Origin of the sequence: Mycoplana sp. BE70 (genome assembly GCF_031455855.1) — a bacterium.
In the GTDB taxonomy this organism is placed as follows: Bacteria; Pseudomonadota; Alphaproteobacteria; order Rhizobiales; family Rhizobiaceae; genus Mycoplana.
Genome location: NZ_JAVDTM010000007.1, coordinates 19,462 through 34,831 on the forward strand (window position 1 = coordinate 19,462; position 15,370 = coordinate 34,831).

General features: G+C 59.7%; 13 protein-coding genes. 9 read left to right on the top strand and 4 right to left on the bottom strand.

Annotated elements, in window-relative coordinates; all coding sequences use genetic code 11:
* Window positions 1-28: 28 nt before the first annotated feature.
* Window positions 29-2,098 carry a capsular polysaccharide biosynthesis protein gene (locus J2Y48_RS14005; protein WP_310418953.1) on the top strand — a complete coding sequence of 690 codons (2,070 nt, stop codon included), beginning with the start codon at window positions 29-31 and terminating at the stop codon, window positions 2,096-2,098.
* Window positions 2,099-2,427: 329 nt separating this feature from the next.
* A complete protein-coding gene (locus tag J2Y48_RS14010; protein ID WP_310418956.1) occupies window positions 2,428-3,705 on the top strand; it encodes a hypothetical protein in 1,278 nt (425 codons plus the stop codon).
* A gap of 56 nt (window positions 3,706-3,761) precedes the next feature.
* Here J2Y48_RS14010 and J2Y48_RS14015 read toward each other — a convergent pair whose 3' ends face one another.
* From J2Y48_RS14015 to J2Y48_RS14030, 4 genes are all read right to left on the bottom strand, one after another.
* Complete coding sequence (locus J2Y48_RS14015) at window positions 3,762-4,787, bottom strand: DUF2793 domain-containing protein (protein WP_310418960.1); 1,026 nt, start codon at window positions 4,785-4,787, stop codon at window positions 3,762-3,764.
* Window positions 4,788-5,080: 293 nt separating this feature from the next.
* Window positions 5,081-5,746, bottom strand: a complete 666-nt coding sequence (locus J2Y48_RS14020) for an ABC transporter ATP-binding protein (protein WP_310418963.1) — start codon at window positions 5,744-5,746, stop codon at window positions 5,081-5,083.
* On the bottom strand, window positions 5,743-6,531 hold the full coding sequence (locus tag J2Y48_RS14025; protein WP_310418966.1) for an ABC transporter permease: 789 nt from the start codon (window positions 6,529-6,531) through the stop codon (window positions 5,743-5,745). The genes J2Y48_RS14020 and J2Y48_RS14025 overlap by 4 nt, the downstream gene beginning before the upstream one ends.
* Before the next feature lie 44 nt (window positions 6,532-6,575).
* Window positions 6,576-7,988: a hypothetical protein gene (locus tag J2Y48_RS14030; RefSeq protein WP_310418969.1), complete on the bottom strand. Its 1,413-nt coding sequence runs from the start codon at window positions 7,986-7,988 to the stop codon at window positions 6,576-6,578.
* A 516-nt stretch (window positions 7,989-8,504) separates the two neighbouring features.
* Between J2Y48_RS14030 and J2Y48_RS14035 the strand changes: the two genes are divergently transcribed.
* The 7 genes from J2Y48_RS14035 (at window position 8,505) to J2Y48_RS14065 (ending at window position 15,203) form a co-directional block, all read left to right on the top strand.
* Window positions 8,505-9,407, top strand: coding sequence for an ABC transporter permease subunit (locus tag J2Y48_RS14035; protein ID WP_310418971.1), 903 nt, complete (start codon window positions 8,505-8,507; stop codon window positions 9,405-9,407).
* 4 nt (window positions 9,408-9,411) lie between these two features.
* On the top strand, window positions 9,412-10,803 hold the full coding sequence (livM, locus tag J2Y48_RS14040; RefSeq protein WP_310418974.1) for a high-affinity branched-chain amino acid ABC transporter permease LivM: 1,392 nt from the start codon (window positions 9,412-9,414) through the stop codon (window positions 10,801-10,803).
* Window positions 10,803-11,687, top strand: coding sequence for an ABC transporter ATP-binding protein (locus tag J2Y48_RS14045; RefSeq protein ID WP_310418977.1), 885 nt, complete (start codon window positions 10,803-10,805; stop codon window positions 11,685-11,687). Before livM ends, J2Y48_RS14045 begins: the two co-directional genes overlap by 1 nt.
* Complete coding sequence (locus J2Y48_RS14050; protein ID WP_310418981.1) at window positions 11,687-12,412, top strand: ABC transporter ATP-binding protein; 726 nt, start codon at window positions 11,687-11,689, stop codon at window positions 12,410-12,412. The genes J2Y48_RS14045 and J2Y48_RS14050 overlap by 1 nt, the downstream gene beginning before the upstream one ends.
* Window positions 12,413-12,533: 121 nt before the next feature.
* The gene (locus tag J2Y48_RS14055) at window positions 12,534-12,878 is read left to right on the top strand and encodes a DUF6867 family protein (protein WP_310418984.1); all 345 of its coding nucleotides are present in this window, start codon (window positions 12,534-12,536) and stop codon (window positions 12,876-12,878) included.
* Between the two features lie 117 nt (window positions 12,879-12,995).
* A complete protein-coding gene (locus J2Y48_RS14060) occupies window positions 12,996-14,114 on the top strand; it encodes a branched-chain amino acid ABC transporter substrate-binding protein (RefSeq protein WP_310418987.1) in 1,119 nt (372 codons plus the stop codon).
* 117 nt (window positions 14,115-14,231) lie between these two features.
* A complete protein-coding gene (locus J2Y48_RS14065; protein WP_310418990.1) occupies window positions 14,232-15,203 on the top strand; it encodes a D-glycerate dehydrogenase in 972 nt (323 codons plus the stop codon).
* The last annotated feature ends 167 nt before the right edge of the window (window positions 15,204-15,370 follow it).

The window sequence follows — 15,370 nt, forward strand, 5'->3', positions numbered from 1 at the left end:
GTGAGGCCGTGCCGGCAAACTCAATGCGATGCCGGCGGGCTTGCCTGCCGGAGATGGGATCTTGATCATCGTGGCCGAGGCGAAACGCAAAACGTATGCCGTCACCTCTCTCGGCTTGTGGCGGATTCGGGCCGACATTTCGCGGTTGCTCGATGCCCAGGTGGAGCTCTGGCCGCTTGGCAGTTCAGCACGCGTTGACGCTTTCGTCGGCTGGGGATGGCGGCCATCGGGCCGGCGGGCGAGTGCGCTCTCTGCCCGTACCGCCAAGCCGGCAATCCTGCTCGAAGATGGTTTCATAAGGGGGTTCGCGCCAGGGCCGAGCGAGCCTTCGCACGCTTATGTCATCGACGACGAAGGCATGTATTTCGACGCCACCGGACCAAGCCGGTTGCAGACCCTGCTCGAGAGCCCGGTGACGGACGGCAAAGACCTGGAGCGAGCGCGCAGCCTCATTGCGACGATACGCCGGGCCAGGTTGTCGAAATACAACAACGGCGCGATCGTCGGGCTGCACGATGCGGGGATTCCCTATGGACGGCCCTATGTGCTGCTCGTCGACCAGGTCGCAGGTGATGCGTCCATTGCCGGCGCGTTGGCCGATGATGGCACCTTCACCACGATGTTGCAGCACGCAGCCGAGCATCACCCCGGTAAAACGCTGGTGGTGCGCACACATCCGGCAGCGGGTGATCGGAGCTTGCTTCGGCAGGCCGCGCACCGCCTCGGTATCGACATCGTCGTGCCTCCTCCGATGAACCCATGGCCACTTCTGGAGGATGCGGACACCGTCTATACCGTCTCGAGCCAACTCGGTTTCGAGGCGCTGATGGCGGGCAAGGACGTTCACTGCTTTGGTGTCAACTTCTATTCCGGCCGAGGTATCTCGATTGATCATACCGAGGCGCCGACGGCTCGTTCGCCGGCGAGCCTCGAGCAGATATTCGATGCGGCCTACATTCGGTATTCGCGCTACCTCGATCTCCATGACCGTACCGAGTGCGACATCGAGCGTGCGATCGAGCAGGCGATCGTGGTTCGCGACCAGCGGCACAGGTTGCCGAAGAAAGTCGTCACGGCGGGCATGTCGCCATGGAAGCGCAAGGCAATGACACCTTTCCTGAAGGGGATGTGTGGACCGCCGCTCCACGCCCGCAATCTGGAGCGTGCCGTACGTCGGGCCTCGGAAATCGACGGCGCAGTCGCAGTCTGGGGATCGGACAATCCGCTGCCCTCCGGGGTCGAGACCTTCCGTATCGAGGATGGTTTCATTCGCTCGAAAGGGCTAGGCGCTGCGCTTGTTATGCCGTCTTCCGTCGCGATTGACGGAAACACCATCTACTACGACGCGCGCATGCCGAGTGGCCTGGAGCAGATCATCGCCGAAACCCAATTCGACAGTGCGCTGTTGCAACGCGCCGAAGCGCTACGCCAGTTGCTGATCGAACGCGGCATATCCAAATACAACGTCGGAACCGCCGCTGCGCTGCCGGTAGTTCCGGGCAACCGGTTGAAAATCCTGGTGCCGGGACAGGTGGAGAAGGACGCATCGATCCGCTTTGGCTCACCCACGATCAGGTCGAATGCGGCCCTGGTGGCTGCGGTGCGGCACCTGTATCCTGACGCCTATATCGTTTACAAGGAGCATCCGGACGTGGTGTCGGGCATGCGTCCTGGCGGGGCTGTACCCGATACGGCCGACCGGATCGAGCGCGACGGCGATATCATGCACTGGGTTCGTTGGTGTGATCGAGTGGAAACGATGACTTCCCTTGCTGGGTTCGAGGCGCTGTTGCGCGGAAAGAAAGTGGGTGTTCACGGAATCCCGTTCTACGCAGGTTGGGGATTGACGGACGACCGCTGTCCGATTGAACGCCGGACACGACGGATCGATCTGCAGATGCTGGTCGCCGCCACCCTGATCCAGTACCCGCTTTACGTTCACCCCTTGAGCAGAATGCCGTGCCGTCCGGAAGATCTGGTCCGGGAAATCGCCGACGGAAGCAGCGCAACGCGCTCTGTCGCCGATCGCTTCGCTACACATTTTGCGCGTGCGGTAAACCGGATTGCCGTAGCAATGCGCGATCGCCGGCTCGGTTGAGCCGGCGGTTTGGCCAGTGCTGGTGGACATCCTTGCTTTAGCCGGATTGCCGTAAGCACAAGATTGGAAAATGACATTGGGTAAGATTAATTGAATGAAATCCGGTTGATGCGGTTTATTTTTTGTGCAAAGACCGTGCAGCCTAAGCGCACCCCTAGCAAAGCTGGAACGTTATGCCGAGTAAAAGCGATTCTACGAATCGGTCGAGTAATGGCGGTGCGCGCGAGGATCAACCGGCGGGCCGCAGGACGGCGCCGCTCGTATACCTCAATCTCCGCCGCCGGTCATCCAGCCCGTTTCCCGCCAAGAGTGTCCCGCGCGTCCTGCTCTTGCAGGGACCGGTCGGGCCGTTTTTTCGCAAGGCGCAAACCCTGCTGAATGAAAGCGGCTTTGATGTCTGGCGTGTCTGTTTCAATATCGGCGACAGGTTGTTTGCGCTGCGGGAAAAGACGCTGAACTTTTCCGGGACCGCCGACGCGTGGGACGCCTGGTTGTCGGAAATGATCAGCGCCCATGGCTTCGACTCCGTCGTCCTGTTCGGTTGCGAGAGAGAAATCCACCGGGTCGCGATCGCCCGCTGCGAGAAGTTGCGTGTTCCGGTGATCTGTCTCGAGGAGGGGTATCTGCGCCCCGGCAACATCACCATTGAATTCGGCGGCAACAACTGGTGTTCGCCGATTGCTGGGAAATTGCCGCCTCCGGAGTATTCGTCGTCGGATCGCCCGAAAGGGGTCTCCTATCCCTCTTCGTTCGGCGCCATGGCGTCCTACGCGTTCCTCTATTTCTCGCTCCGGAACCTCTTTTCAACCGCCGCCGAGCGCAAGCTTTTCCACAAGCGGAAACGCATGCTCGCATCCGAGGCTTTCTACTGGATCAAGAACTACTACCGGAAGTTTCGCAATCTCAATGGCAACTATCGCTGCATCGAGAAACTTCTGGAGCACTTCGATAAAAAATATTACCTCATTCCGCTTCAGGTTCACGACGACAGCCAGTTGGGGCGTGCGGCTGGCACCTGGAATAGCCAGAAATTGATCCTGAAGTCGATCGTCTCATTTGCGCGCAACGCTCCCGCAACCCATCAGTTGGTGTTTAAGATCCACCCCTTGGAGCGCGGCCATAGCAGGGATCGGCAGTTCATCGAGCAGGTCAGTCTCCTCAACGATGTGGCGGACAGGGTCCACATCATCGACGGCGGCTCCCTGGGACTGTTGACGCGCCATGCGGCGGGCATGATCACCATCAACAGCACCTCCGGATTCTTCGCCCTCCTGCATGGAATTCCGCTCGCCATCATGGGGCAGGCGATCTACCGGCATCCGGATCTTGCCTTCTGCGTGAACAGAGGAATTGACCTCGACAGGTTCTGGACATGGAACAAGGTGGCTCCCGCCGAGGTCCGCAGCCGCTACCTGTCGTGGCTGCACGAGCAATCCCTCCGGCCCGGCGATTTCTATGCCTATGATGGGGTGGAAATCGCGATTAGGGCATTAAGGGACAAGATTGCCGATGCTGCTGCGGGCGGCGGATCTGAACAGGGCGCCTCCGGTGCCCAGGTATTGAGCGGCAACTTCCGAGACACCATTTCGAGCGCCGCGCAGGGGTGAGCCTCGACCCGATCGCATTCAGAGCGGTCGGGTCTCTGAAGCTGGCATTCGCTACGTCAGGTTAGCGCAATAATAGACAATTCCGTCTTGTCGAAGTCGAAGTCGAGGCCCCCGGTTCCTTGGTGTTTGAGCGCAACCCACGCGTCCTTGGCGATTGGAGCTATGCCGGTGAAGCAGATTTTTCGCCCGACCGGGCCACCAGAAACGGCAAGGGAGTTGAGGACGCTTGTTGTACTATTGACCATGACGTCAATCTGAGCGGAGGAGGACGAGGTGGGGACCATGGAGAGACTGATAAGGTAGTAAGCGGTGATCGGCGCGATAAGCTTGTTGCCAATGCCGGATGGCACTGCGTCGCCGATCCGAAAGCCCCCGCTTGCAAACGCTGTGTTGGTGAAGCCGACCAACCCCGGCATGGACATCTGGACACCACCTGCCAGCCAGGCCCGCACTGCCGGCCGTAGAGGCGTGGCGACATGGCCGGTAGCGTCGATGCGCAGCGCGGTTTGCCAATCTCCCTCCGCGTTCGCCACCTTGATGGCAAAATCGTTGTTGCCAGTGAGTCCCAATTCGGCATGCCCTGTCCAGTTCGACTGAAAGATCAGGCTGGCCGTGTCCGACGGCGTGGCCTTGTTGATTTTCAGTCGGTGGTCGGCGGCGTCATGTGATAGAAGACTGGCATCGGCGGCAACAGCCAGCCGGTTGGTGCCGTCGGGCGTCGCATTGATGCCCAGGGACGGAAACTGCGCAAACCTCTGCCAGCGGTTGCCGTCATGCACGTGCAGACGTTGCTCTGCGGTACACCAGGCGAGCCACCCCTCCTTCGGTCGCACGAGGTGCCAGCCGCCGTCACGCCATTGCGCGACCGCGCCCGCCGCTGCATGCCATGCGCCTGATGGTGAGGCGTCGACCCCGAAGCAGGCGCCTTCCGAGGGCGACGCCGGAGGAGTGTTTCCAATGCTCTCCAGCACAAGTTGGACCATTGTGTCCAATGCATCGAGGGCCTCGTTGTGCGGGACATGTTTCTGCGCTTGCGAGGGCAGAATGTAGGGGAGGCCAAGTCGTGACGTATGTTCCTGCATCATCATCTCCTGAACGGGTGGCCGTCGCCGTCGTCATCGGCAACGATGCCTCGATTCAGGATAGAGCTCGCGCACGAGGCGGGGAAAATCCCCGAACAGACAATGAGGTGGAAGCGCGCAGATGGCGCTTAATCGGAATGCCGCGCCGTTACGACAGGTGAACGACGCATTTCGTAAACTGCTGGTTTCACCCGACAATGCAAGAGACGGCACCATCCGCCTCGGAGAAGCTTACGCCTTTCCGTGCTTTGGGTCCCGCTTTCGGCGGTGAAGAGAATATCCCCGCTCGACTGCTATTTTCCGTTCGCGAGATTGGCTTCGTGAACGTCGATCGCTTCTTCGATATCGTCGTAGAAAGTGATCCTGCCGTCCTTCATGACCCCGCCCACGTGGCAGAAGGCACGCAATAGGGAGGACGAGTGAGAGACGAGAAGAAGCGTTGCGTTTTCGCGGCGCTCGTCGAACACGCGCTTGCTCTTCTTCTTGAAGTTCGTGTCGCCAACAGCGATGACTTCGTCGATGAGATAGTATTCGAAATCGATCGCCATGCAGATCCCGAAGGCAAGACGTGCCCGCATGCCGGCGGAATAGGTTCTTACCGGCATGTCGAGATAGGTTCCGAGTTCAGAGAAGTCCTTGACGAATTCCAGAACCTCGTGGCGATCCTTTCCATAGATGTCGGCGATGAAACGGGTGTTCTGGGCCCCCGTCAGGCGGCTGTGGACGCCGCCCTTGAAACCCAGCGGCCAAGAGATCTTGCCTTGGCGATAGATACGGCCAGAGTTCGGGGTATCAATGCCGGAAATGAGGTTCATCAGTGTTGATTTGCCGGCGCCGTTGCGTCCGAGGATGCCGATATTCAGCCCTGGTCGAAATGCCGCCGAAAAGTTCTCAAGAATCACCTTCTGGCCGCCGCGCGGATTCCTGAAGATCTTGGTTACGTTGTCGAAAACTATCATTCGTTTTCTAGCAGTTTGTTGCGATATACCCGTTCCAGCGTCAGACCGATGACCAGCAATACCGTCGACGCCGACAACAGATAGGACTTATCCAAAACGCTGTTGTAATCGAGATAGGTTGCCGACCGGAACCATTCGACACAATGCAGGAACGGGTTCCACGAGATGATTGCCAGCACCGATGGCGGAAGGGTTGCAGGCACGAACACGACGCCGGACGCCAGCATCAGAGGTATATTGGCATAACTGAGCATCTTGCTCCAGAGCGGCACCAGAGTTCCAAAGGTCGCATTGAAGACCGCCAGCGCGAACGCAAAGAAGGCGATCGCCAGGATGGCGGCGCCAAATTGGAGCGGGTAGACGATGATCTTTCGATCAAGGCCGACATACATGAAGAAGATGAAAAGCGTGCAGACGATCATCCAGATGATCACTTCAAGGATGAAGGCCGCTACAATCGTGTCAAGCGGCTTGACCAAGGGGTAGGTCAACATGGCTTGGTTGTGCGACAACCCGTTCGCTGATTTGCGGGCTATCAGGTTTGTCATGCGAAACCCGATAACACCTGTCAGAAAGAACAGCATGGCGCTGTCGCCGAACGGCAACGACGACCGGACAAAGCCGTGCATTGAAAGGAACATCCCGACATAGATCGCCGGTTCCGCAAGCGTCCATAGATAGCCGATGCGGCTCTCTCCGAAACGCGTCACGCTGCTGCGGATGATGAGGGCCGCTATGACTCGCCCATTTTCTTTCAGGGCGTAGCCAAAGCTCTTGTCGGTCAAGTACATATGCTGACCCTATGTCCGAATGGCACGGCCAATGCAGATCAAATCGCGTGATCCTTGATCGACTTGTAACCAAAGAAACCGATCAGCCAGACCGCGCAAAACAGCATGAAGCCGAGCATCGTATTGAGTATGCGCTGCGGATAGATTGCGATTTCCGGGACTCGCGGCGCCACATAGGTGGCGAAGAAGCGCTCCTGTTTCTGTGCCTCCACGAGGGCAGTTTCAAGGCCTGCCAACGATGTCGAATAGGCCTTCACCGCAAATTCCTGCTCAATCGTCAGTTTAGAGAATCGGTCGATGACATCGCTGACCGTACCGTTCGCGGGTTCAGGGTTGCGTCCGGTCTTCTTCGTCGTGCCGGTGCCGACGCGCGCCTTTTGTTCTGCCAGTTGTGCTTCCAGAGCAACGATCTGTCGCTCGAGGACCTTGGCAGACGGCGCATCCCTGCTGATGGTATCCAGCAAGGCTCGGTAACGGGTGCGGACGGACGCGAGTTGCTCCTCGATCGAGCCGATAATCGAGGACTCCATCGAAACCAACGCGGTCGGGTCGATGGCCTGCTCCGTTTGCCGCAATTGCGACATCTGTTCGCGAACGCTTGCCAGTCTGTTTTCTGCGCGTTCGACCTGCTTGTTCACCACCTCGATGTACTGATTGCGCGACTCTTCGGAGAGCCGGTTCACCAGGTTCTCGGCGACGAGCAGTATGCCGTCCGTAATCTTTTTCGCATCTTCGGCGGTAAATGCGTAGACCTGCAGGGTGACGTTGCCGGTCGTCGAGTTGAAGCTGACATTCACCATGTCCTGCCAATAACTGACAAACTCGTCCAGAGGTTCGGTCCCGGCGATTTGATAGACAAAATCGATGCCGTCCCGCGCATAAAGCTCCCGAACGTCCAGCCCAACTTGATCGACCATATCCTGCAGGACTTGCTTGGAGTGGATGTAGTCGGCCACGATATAGGAGTCGCCGGCCTGTGCGGATGTGCCCATCAGGGTACTTAGCCCAAGCGCGCTAAGCGAACTCTGGCTCGATCCCCGCACCGCGAACTGCGATTCGACTTCATATTGCGGGCTGGCGATGAAAGCAAAATACAGCCCAGTCAGGATGGTTGGCACGAAAACGGCAAGGACGAAAGAGATGGCAGTCCAACTGACCTTCCTCTTTTTCTTCTTCATCGAAGAGAGGTTCGGCATCTCGAAGATTGACTGTGCCGAGAATTTCTTGTCCTGCCTGGCCTTCGCCGGCGGCAGTTCGTCGCCTTCGTCGAACTCGTCACGCTTCACCTTCGCGCCGGCAAAAGCGGACGCTTCACGCATCAGGCGCTGCTTCTGTCGTTCGGCACGGTGCGTGATGCGGGCTTTCGCAATGTCCAGAAGGTTGCTGGCCGGCGGCTGAGCGCGGGTCTCTGCTTCCGGCTCCGGTGCTGCGGGCGCAGATTCTTTCGTCACGTTGGTACTCTCGCTGCTGCGGCAATTATTTGTTAACTACCTGATCGTGTGCCAGTTTATTCGAACTGCCGTTGCGTTACAAGGTAGCGGACCGCACCAACTTTGGCGCGTCATTCCGGTCATTTTATGACAGGTCGCGATGCGTCTCGCCTGTTATATGCGTCTCGCGCCCTTCTCATTATCAAGGCGGACCCGACGTCTGTCGCTTCGCAAATCGCTGTGGCAAGGCTGATGCGCTCGTCATGGGCTGCGATGGTTCTCCCCTCGTTGAACCGGTTGTAACCGGTGGATTCCACCGTGTTCAGGGGCTGCGGCCGTTATGCGGTGCTGAATTTTCAGCTTTTGGTCGGTTCAATCGTCAAATCCACCAAAAATGCGAAGAAGTTTAAGGATGTGCCGTTTTAGGCTTCCCTTTTGATCGGAAAACAGTATGGAATCGTGCCTATCCATGAGCCTGCCCAATGGGCTCAAATAACAAGAGATGCGACCGTCAGGATCGCATCCAGGGGATCGACAATGGAATATTTTGTGCAGCAGCTCATCAACGGGCTGACTCTGGGCTCTATCTATGGGTTGATAGCCATCGGCTACACCATGGTTTACGGCATCATCGGCATGATCAACTTCGCCCATGGCGATATTTTCATGCTGGGCGGGTTCGCCGCCTTGATCATCTTTCTGGTGCTGACCAGCATTTTCGTCGGTTTGCCGATCGTCATTCTCCTGCTGGTGATGATGGCGGCGGCGATGCTGACCGCCTCGCTGTGGAACTGGACTATTGAAAAGATGGCTTACCGGCCGCTGCGCGGTTCGTTCCGTCTTGCGCCGCTGATCACTGCCATCGGCATGTCCATTACGCTGTCGAACTTCGTCCAGGTCACCCAGGGGCCGCGCAACAAGCCGATCCCGCCGCTGGTGTCGTCGGTCTACAATGTCTTCGGCATCGCGATTTCGCTGAAGCAGATCCTGATCATGGTCCTGACGGTGAGCCTGCTGGCGATCTTTTGGTATATCGTCAACAAGACCGCGCTCGGCCGCGCGCAACGTGCCACCGAGCAGGACCGCAAGATGGCCGCGCTTCTCGGGATCGATGTCGACCGCACGATCTCCATCACTTTCGTCATGGGTGCTGCCCTCGCGGCGGTCGCGGGTACGATGTATCTGATGTACTATGGCGTGATCGTCTTCACCGACGGGTTCGTGCCAGGCGTAAAGGCGTTTACCGCGGCGGTTCTGGGCGGAATCGGTTCGCTTCCCGGCGCAGTGATCGGCGGATTGCTGATCGGACTGATCGAGTCGCTCTGGTCGGCCTATTTCACGATCGACTACAAGGACGTCGCGACGTTCTCGATCCTCGCCATCGTCCTGATCTTCAAGCCGTCCGGCATTCTCGGACGACCGGAAGTCGAGAAGGTATAATTCCATGGCAACCATTTCCTACTCCAAAGAGAGCGCCGGCGGGAACCTGACGGCGCAGGCTCTGCGCGAGGGCTTTTATGCCGGTCTGATCGCTCTTGGCCTTTTCGTCCTGTTCGTCGGCTTGCAGACAACCCAGAACATCCGCAACGAGCTTGTCCTGAACCAACGCTGGGGCTTGCTTGCGATTTTCGTCGCGGTCGCCGCCGTCGGCCGCTTCCTGGGGGTCGCCTACGTCCAGCCATGGCTTGCCGCGCGCAAGACTGCCAAGGCTGCCGTTGTCGGGAAGGCGGTCCCCGAAGGCTTCCTGGCGCGCCACTTCAGCAAGATCGCCATCCTCGCGCTCATCCTGATGCCGCCTGTCGCCGTTTCGCTGGTTGGTGTGCAGGGCTCGCTAAAATGGGTCGACAACTTCGGCATCCAGATCCTCATCTACGTGATGCTGGCCTGGGGCCTGAACATCGTGGTCGGCCTCGCGGGCCTGCTCGATCTTGGCTACGTCGCCTTCTATGCCGTCGGGGCCTACTCCTATGCGCTGCTGTCGCAGCATTTCGGCTTCTCCTTCTGGCTCCTGCTGCCGCTCGCCGGCATCCTCGCCGCCTGCTGGGGCGTAATTCTGGGCTTCCCGGTTCTGCGGCTGAGAGGGGACTACCTGGCCATCGTGACGCTCGCCTTCGGTGAGATCATCCGTCTGGTCCTTATCAATTGGACAGAGGTCACCAGGGGGACGTTCGGTATCTCGGGCATTGCCAAGGCGTCAATTTTCGGTATCTGGTCTTTCGATGTGAGCGCGGCCAACAACTTCGCCAAGGCCTTCGGCCTGCCGATGTCGTCGGCCTACTACAAGATCTTCCTGTTCTACGTGATTCTGGCACTAGCGCTGCTGACGGCTTTCGTCACCATCCGCCTGCGGCGCATGCCGATCGGCCGCGCGTGGGAGGCGTTGCGCGAGGACGAGATCGCCTGCCGCTCGCTCGGCATCAACACGGTCACGACCAAGCTCACCGCGTTTGCGACGGGGGCGATGTTCGGCGGCATCGCCGGCTCCTTCTTCGCGGTGCGCCAGGGCTTCGTCTCGCCGGAGTCCTTCGTCTTCCTCGAATCGGCGATCATTCTTGCCATCGTCGTTCTCGGTGGCATGGGGTCGCTCGTGGGCATCGCGGTTGCGGCCACCGTCATGGTTGGTGGCACGGAACTGCTGCGTGAAATGACCTTCCTGAAGGCGATCTTCGGCCCGGATTTCACCCCGGAGCTGTATCGCATGCTGATCTTCGGCATCGCCATGGTCGTGGTCATGGTGTGGAAACCGCGTGGCTTCGTCGGAAGTCGTGAACCGACAGCCTTCCTGCACGAGCGCAAGGCCGTGTCCGGCAGCTTCACCAAGGAAGGGCACGGCTGATGGCCCTCGAGACGAACGCAATGAACAACGATCCAATCCTCAAAGTCGAGCATCTGTCGATGCGCTTCGGCGGCCTGATGGCGATCAACGATCTGTCCTTCGAGGCACGGCGCGGCGAGATCACGGCGCTCATCGGTCCCAATGGTGCCGGCAAGACGACCGTCTTCAACTGCATCACCGGCTTCTACAAGCCGACGATGGGCATGATTTCGATGACTCAGAAGTCGGGCAAGCGCTTCCTCCTGGAGCGCATGCCGGATTTCGAGATCACTCGCGATGCCAAGGTTGCCCGCACGTTCCAGAACATCCGGATGTTTTCCGGCCTCACGGTGCTGGAGAACCTGTTGGTCGCGCAGCACAACATGCTGATGCGGGCGTCCGGCTACACCGTTCTCGGCCTGCTGGGCTTCAGCGGCTACAGGCGCGCCAAGGAACAGTCGATCGAGGTCGCCAAGCACTGGCTTGAGAAGGCCCATCTGCTCGACCGCGCAGACGACCCGGCCGGGGATCTTCCCTACGGTGCCCAGCGCCGTCTCGAGATCGCTCGTGCCATGTGCACGGGGCCGGAGTTCCTCTGCCTCGACGAGCCGGCGGCGGGCCTCAACCCGCGCGAGTCGCTGGCCTTGAATGAACTGCTGCGGTCGATCCGCCACGAGACCGGGACATCCATCCTGCTGATCGAGCACGACATGTCGGTCGTCATGGAAATCTCCGACCATGTGATCGTTCTCGAGTACGGCCAGAAGATTTCCGACGGGACGCCCGACGAGGTGAAGAATGATCCGAGGGTCATCGCGGCCTATCTGGGCGTCGAGGACGAAGAGGTCGAAGAGGTGATCGAGCAGATCGAAGAAATCGAAAGCCAGCAGGGGGGGCTGCAATAATGAGCGAGACCCTCCTCAAGGTGCAGGGCGTCGAAACCTATTACGGTAACATTCGGGCGCTCGCCGGGGTCGACGTCGAGGTCAAGCGCGGCGAGATCGTCAGCCTGATCGGCGCAAACGGCGCAGGCAAGTCGACGCTGATGATGACTATTTGCGGCAGCCCGCAGGCACGCACCGGCACCGTGACCTTCGACGGTCAGGACATCACCAGGCTGCCGACGCACGAGATCGCGCGCATGCGCATCGCACAGTCGCCGGAAGGCCGGCGGATTTTCCCGCGCATGACGGTCTACGAGAATCTTCAGATGGGTGCGAGCCTCGACAATCTGAAGTTTTTCAACGAAGACGTCGAGAAGATCTTCACGCTCTTCCCGCGCCTGAAGGAACGCCAGGCCCAGCGTGGCGGCACGTTGTCGGGCGGTGAGCAACAGATGCTTTCCATCGGCCGCGCGCTGATGGCGCGCCCCAAGCTGCTTCTCCTCGACGAGCCGTCGCTCGGCCTCGCACCGCTGATCGTCAAGCAGATCTTTGACGCCATCAAGGTGCTCAACAAGGAGCAGGGGCTGACCGTGTTCCTGGTCGAGCAGAACGCCTTTGCCGCTCTGAAACTGTCGAACCGTGGTTATGTCATGGTCAACGGCAGGGTGACGATGAGCGGATCGGGCAAGGAACTGCTGGCAAATCCGGAAGTACGCGCTGCCTATCTCGAAGGCGGAAGGCATTGAGGATGAGCCCGCGCATGTTCCCAGCTCGGGCGGACCCAGAGGAACATGCGCCAATTCAAGGAGTTGCAGCGACCCTTGCGCACCAGGAGTGACGCGCGGCGTTGCAAGAGGAGTATGTGACATGCAGGGAATTCTCTACGAAGAGGCATCATTCATGCAGTTTCTCTTCGTCACCGTGATCATGGGCGGTTGGACGGCCTGGCGGACAGGAAAGAGCGTTGCGGAGAACTGGCACAACTACGGCACGCTGGCGCTCTACGTACTTCTGCTCGGTATAGCGATCCGCTTCATCCACCATGCGTTGTTCGGAGGTAGCATGCTGACTTTTCAGTACTATTTCGTGGACACGACCGTGCTTTTGTTGTTTGCTACGGCCGGGTATCGGTACTACCGCACCAAGCAGATGACAAACAACTACTACTGGCTCTACGAGAAGGCCTCGCCATTTTCGTGGCGCGCCAAATAAGAGGGAACCCCACGCACGGCGTGTAGGCGCCGGACGTGGAATAAAGACGCCGGCGCAATGATGGCGGGTATTGCGAACGGTCAATAATATGCCTGCCTTAAACTTGGGAGTAACAAGATGAAGAAGTCTCTTTTGTCGGCTGTTGCTGTGGCGGCAATGGTCGCTTTCAGCGGCAACGCCTGGGCCGACATCCTGATCGGCGTCGGCGGCCCGCTGACCGGCCCGAACGCTGCTTTCGGCGCACAGCTTCAGAAGGGTGCCGAGCAGGCTGCTGCCGACATCAATGCGGCCGGTGGCATCAACGGCGAGCAGATCAAGGTTGTCCTGGGCGACGACGTTTCCGACCCGAAGCAGGGCGTTTCGGTCGCTAACAAGTTCGTCGCTGATGGCGTGAAGTTCGTCGTCGGTCACTTCAACTCGGGTGTTTCGATCCCGGCTTCGGAAATCTACGCCGAAAACGGCGTACTGCAGATCTCGCCGGCGTCCACCAACCCGACCTACACCGAGCGCGGCCTGTGGAACACCTTCCGTACCTGCGGCCGTGACGACCAACAGGGCGCGGTAGCCGGCGCATTCGTCGCCGCCAACTTCAAGGACGCCAAGGTTGCCGTCCTGCACGACAAGACGCCGTACGGCCAGGGTCTTGCCGACGAAACCAAGAAGGCGATGAACGAAGCCGGCGTGACCGAAGCGGTCTATGAAGGCGTCAATGTGGGCGACAAGGACTTCTCGGCTCTCATCGCCAAGATGAAGGAAGCCGGCGTGTCGGTCGTCTACTGGGGCGGCCTGCACACCGAGTTCGGCCTCATCGAGCGTCAGTCCGCCGACCAGGGTCTGAAGGCCCAGTTCATCTCGGGCGACGGCATCGTTTCGAACGAACTGGCCTCCATCGCCGGCGACGCCGTTAACGGCACGCTCATGACCTTCGCGCCCGATCCGCGCAAGAACCCGGCCGCCAAGGAACTCGTCGAGAAGTTCCGTGCTGCCGGTTTCGAGCCAGAGGCTTACACGCTCTATGCCTATGCTGCCGTTCAGGTCATCGCTGAAGGCGCCAAGGCTGCCGGCGGCACCGACACGCAGGCCGTTGCCGAAGCCATCAAGTCGAAGGGCCCGTTCCCGACCGCGATCGGCGAACTCGGCTTCGACGAGAAGGGCGACATCACCCGTCCGGACTACGTCCTTTACACCTGGAAGAAGGGTGAGGACGGCAAGTACAACTACTTCCAGAACGAGTAGTCGTTCTGGCGGAACGGGCGGCGTCAAAGACCGCCCGGACCGGACTGAATTCGAGCCCGGCGCTTGCGTCCGGGCTCTTTTCATGTCTGGTGATGCGAAAGCAAGACAGAGGACGACATGAGCAAGGCACGCATTCTGGTGACGCGGCGATGGCCGGAGGAGGTCGAGGCGGTTCTCGCCGAACGCTTCGAGGCGACCTTCAATCGCAACGATCAGCCGATGAACCAATCGGCGCTCGCCGAGGCGCTGGCGCGCTACGACGCGGTGCTGCCGACCGTTTCCGACCGTCTGCCGGCAGCCGTGTTCGAGCAATTGAAGCTAACCGCAAGGATCATTGGTAATTATGGGGTTGGCTATAACCACATCGATGTGGCGGCTGCCTCCCTCAACGGCCTCGTCGTCACCAACACGCCGGGCGTCCTGACCGATTGCACGGCCGATATCGCCATGACGCTGTTGCTTGCCGTCGCCCGTCGTGCCGGCGAGGGCGAGCGGCAGGTGCGGGCAGGGGCGTGGAACGGATGGTGTCCGACGCATATGATCGGCACGAAGGTCACCGGCAAAACGCTTGGCATCATCGGCTTCGGCCGCATCGGCAAGGCCATGGCCAAGCGCTGTCACTTCGGGTTCGACATGGACGTCGTCTTCTACAATCGCTCCCGCGTCGATCCGGTGGAGGCGATGCGATACGGCGCACGTCAGCTCGACACCATCGAGGAGGTGCTGGCGGCAGCAGACTTCGTATCGCTGCATTGTCCAGGCGGCGGGGAAAACAGCAATCTGATCGATGCGGCGAGGATCTCGGCGATGAAACCGTCAGCCTTCCTGATCAACACGGCGCGCGGCGATGTGGTCGACCAGCCGGCGCTGATCGCAGCGCTTTCCAACGGGCAAATCGCGGGCGCCGGTCTCGACGTCTACGCTGCGGAGCCACAGGTGCCCGACGCGCTGCGTGCCATGGAAAATGTCGTGCTTCTGCCGCATCTCGGCAGCGCAACGGCCGAAACGCGCAGCGCCATGGGGATGAAGGTGGTGGAGAATGTCACTGCCTTCTTCGAGGGGCGCGAGCCGCCGGACCGGGTTGCCTGATACCGCCGCTGCCGCGGCACCTCTGTTCTCCACGGCGCGTGGCGATTGCGTGCTGCGCTTGAGTGCCCTCGCTGTCGTGCCTGCCGTGGTGGCGGTCCCATCTTGGGACGAGCGCACGGGTTTCGTCGCTTTTTAGCTTTCGTATTAGGCGAATATGAAATTCACCC

Excerpts from the sequence above, each read along its gene's own strand:
- J2Y48_RS14005 (WP_310418953.1), top strand. The coding sequence starts at position 29 with ATGCCGGCGGGCTTGCCTGCCGGAGATGGGATCTTGATCATCGTGGCC.
- J2Y48_RS14015 (WP_310418960.1), bottom strand. The coding sequence starts at position 4,787 with ATGCAGGAACATACGTCACGACTTGGCCTCCCCTACATTCTGCCCTCG.
- J2Y48_RS14020 (WP_310418963.1), bottom strand. The coding sequence starts at position 5,746 with ATGATAGTTTTCGACAACGTAACCAAGATCTTCAGGAATCCGCGCGGC.
- J2Y48_RS14035 (WP_310418971.1), top strand. The coding sequence starts at position 8,505 with ATGGAATATTTTGTGCAGCAGCTCATCAACGGGCTGACTCTGGGCTCT.
- livM (WP_310418974.1), top strand. The coding sequence starts at position 9,412 with ATGGCAACCATTTCCTACTCCAAAGAGAGCGCCGGCGGGAACCTGACG.
- J2Y48_RS14045 (WP_310418977.1), top strand. The coding sequence starts at position 10,803 with ATGGCCCTCGAGACGAACGCAATGAACAACGATCCAATCCTCAAAGTC.
- J2Y48_RS14050 (WP_310418981.1), top strand. The coding sequence starts at position 11,687 with ATGAGCGAGACCCTCCTCAAGGTGCAGGGCGTCGAAACCTATTACGGT.
- J2Y48_RS14055 (WP_310418984.1), top strand. The coding sequence starts at position 12,534 with ATGCAGGGAATTCTCTACGAAGAGGCATCATTCATGCAGTTTCTCTTC.
- J2Y48_RS14060 (WP_310418987.1), top strand. The coding sequence starts at position 12,996 with ATGAAGAAGTCTCTTTTGTCGGCTGTTGCTGTGGCGGCAATGGTCGCT.
- J2Y48_RS14065 (WP_310418990.1), top strand. The coding sequence starts at position 14,232 with ATGAGCAAGGCACGCATTCTGGTGACGCGGCGATGGCCGGAGGAGGTC.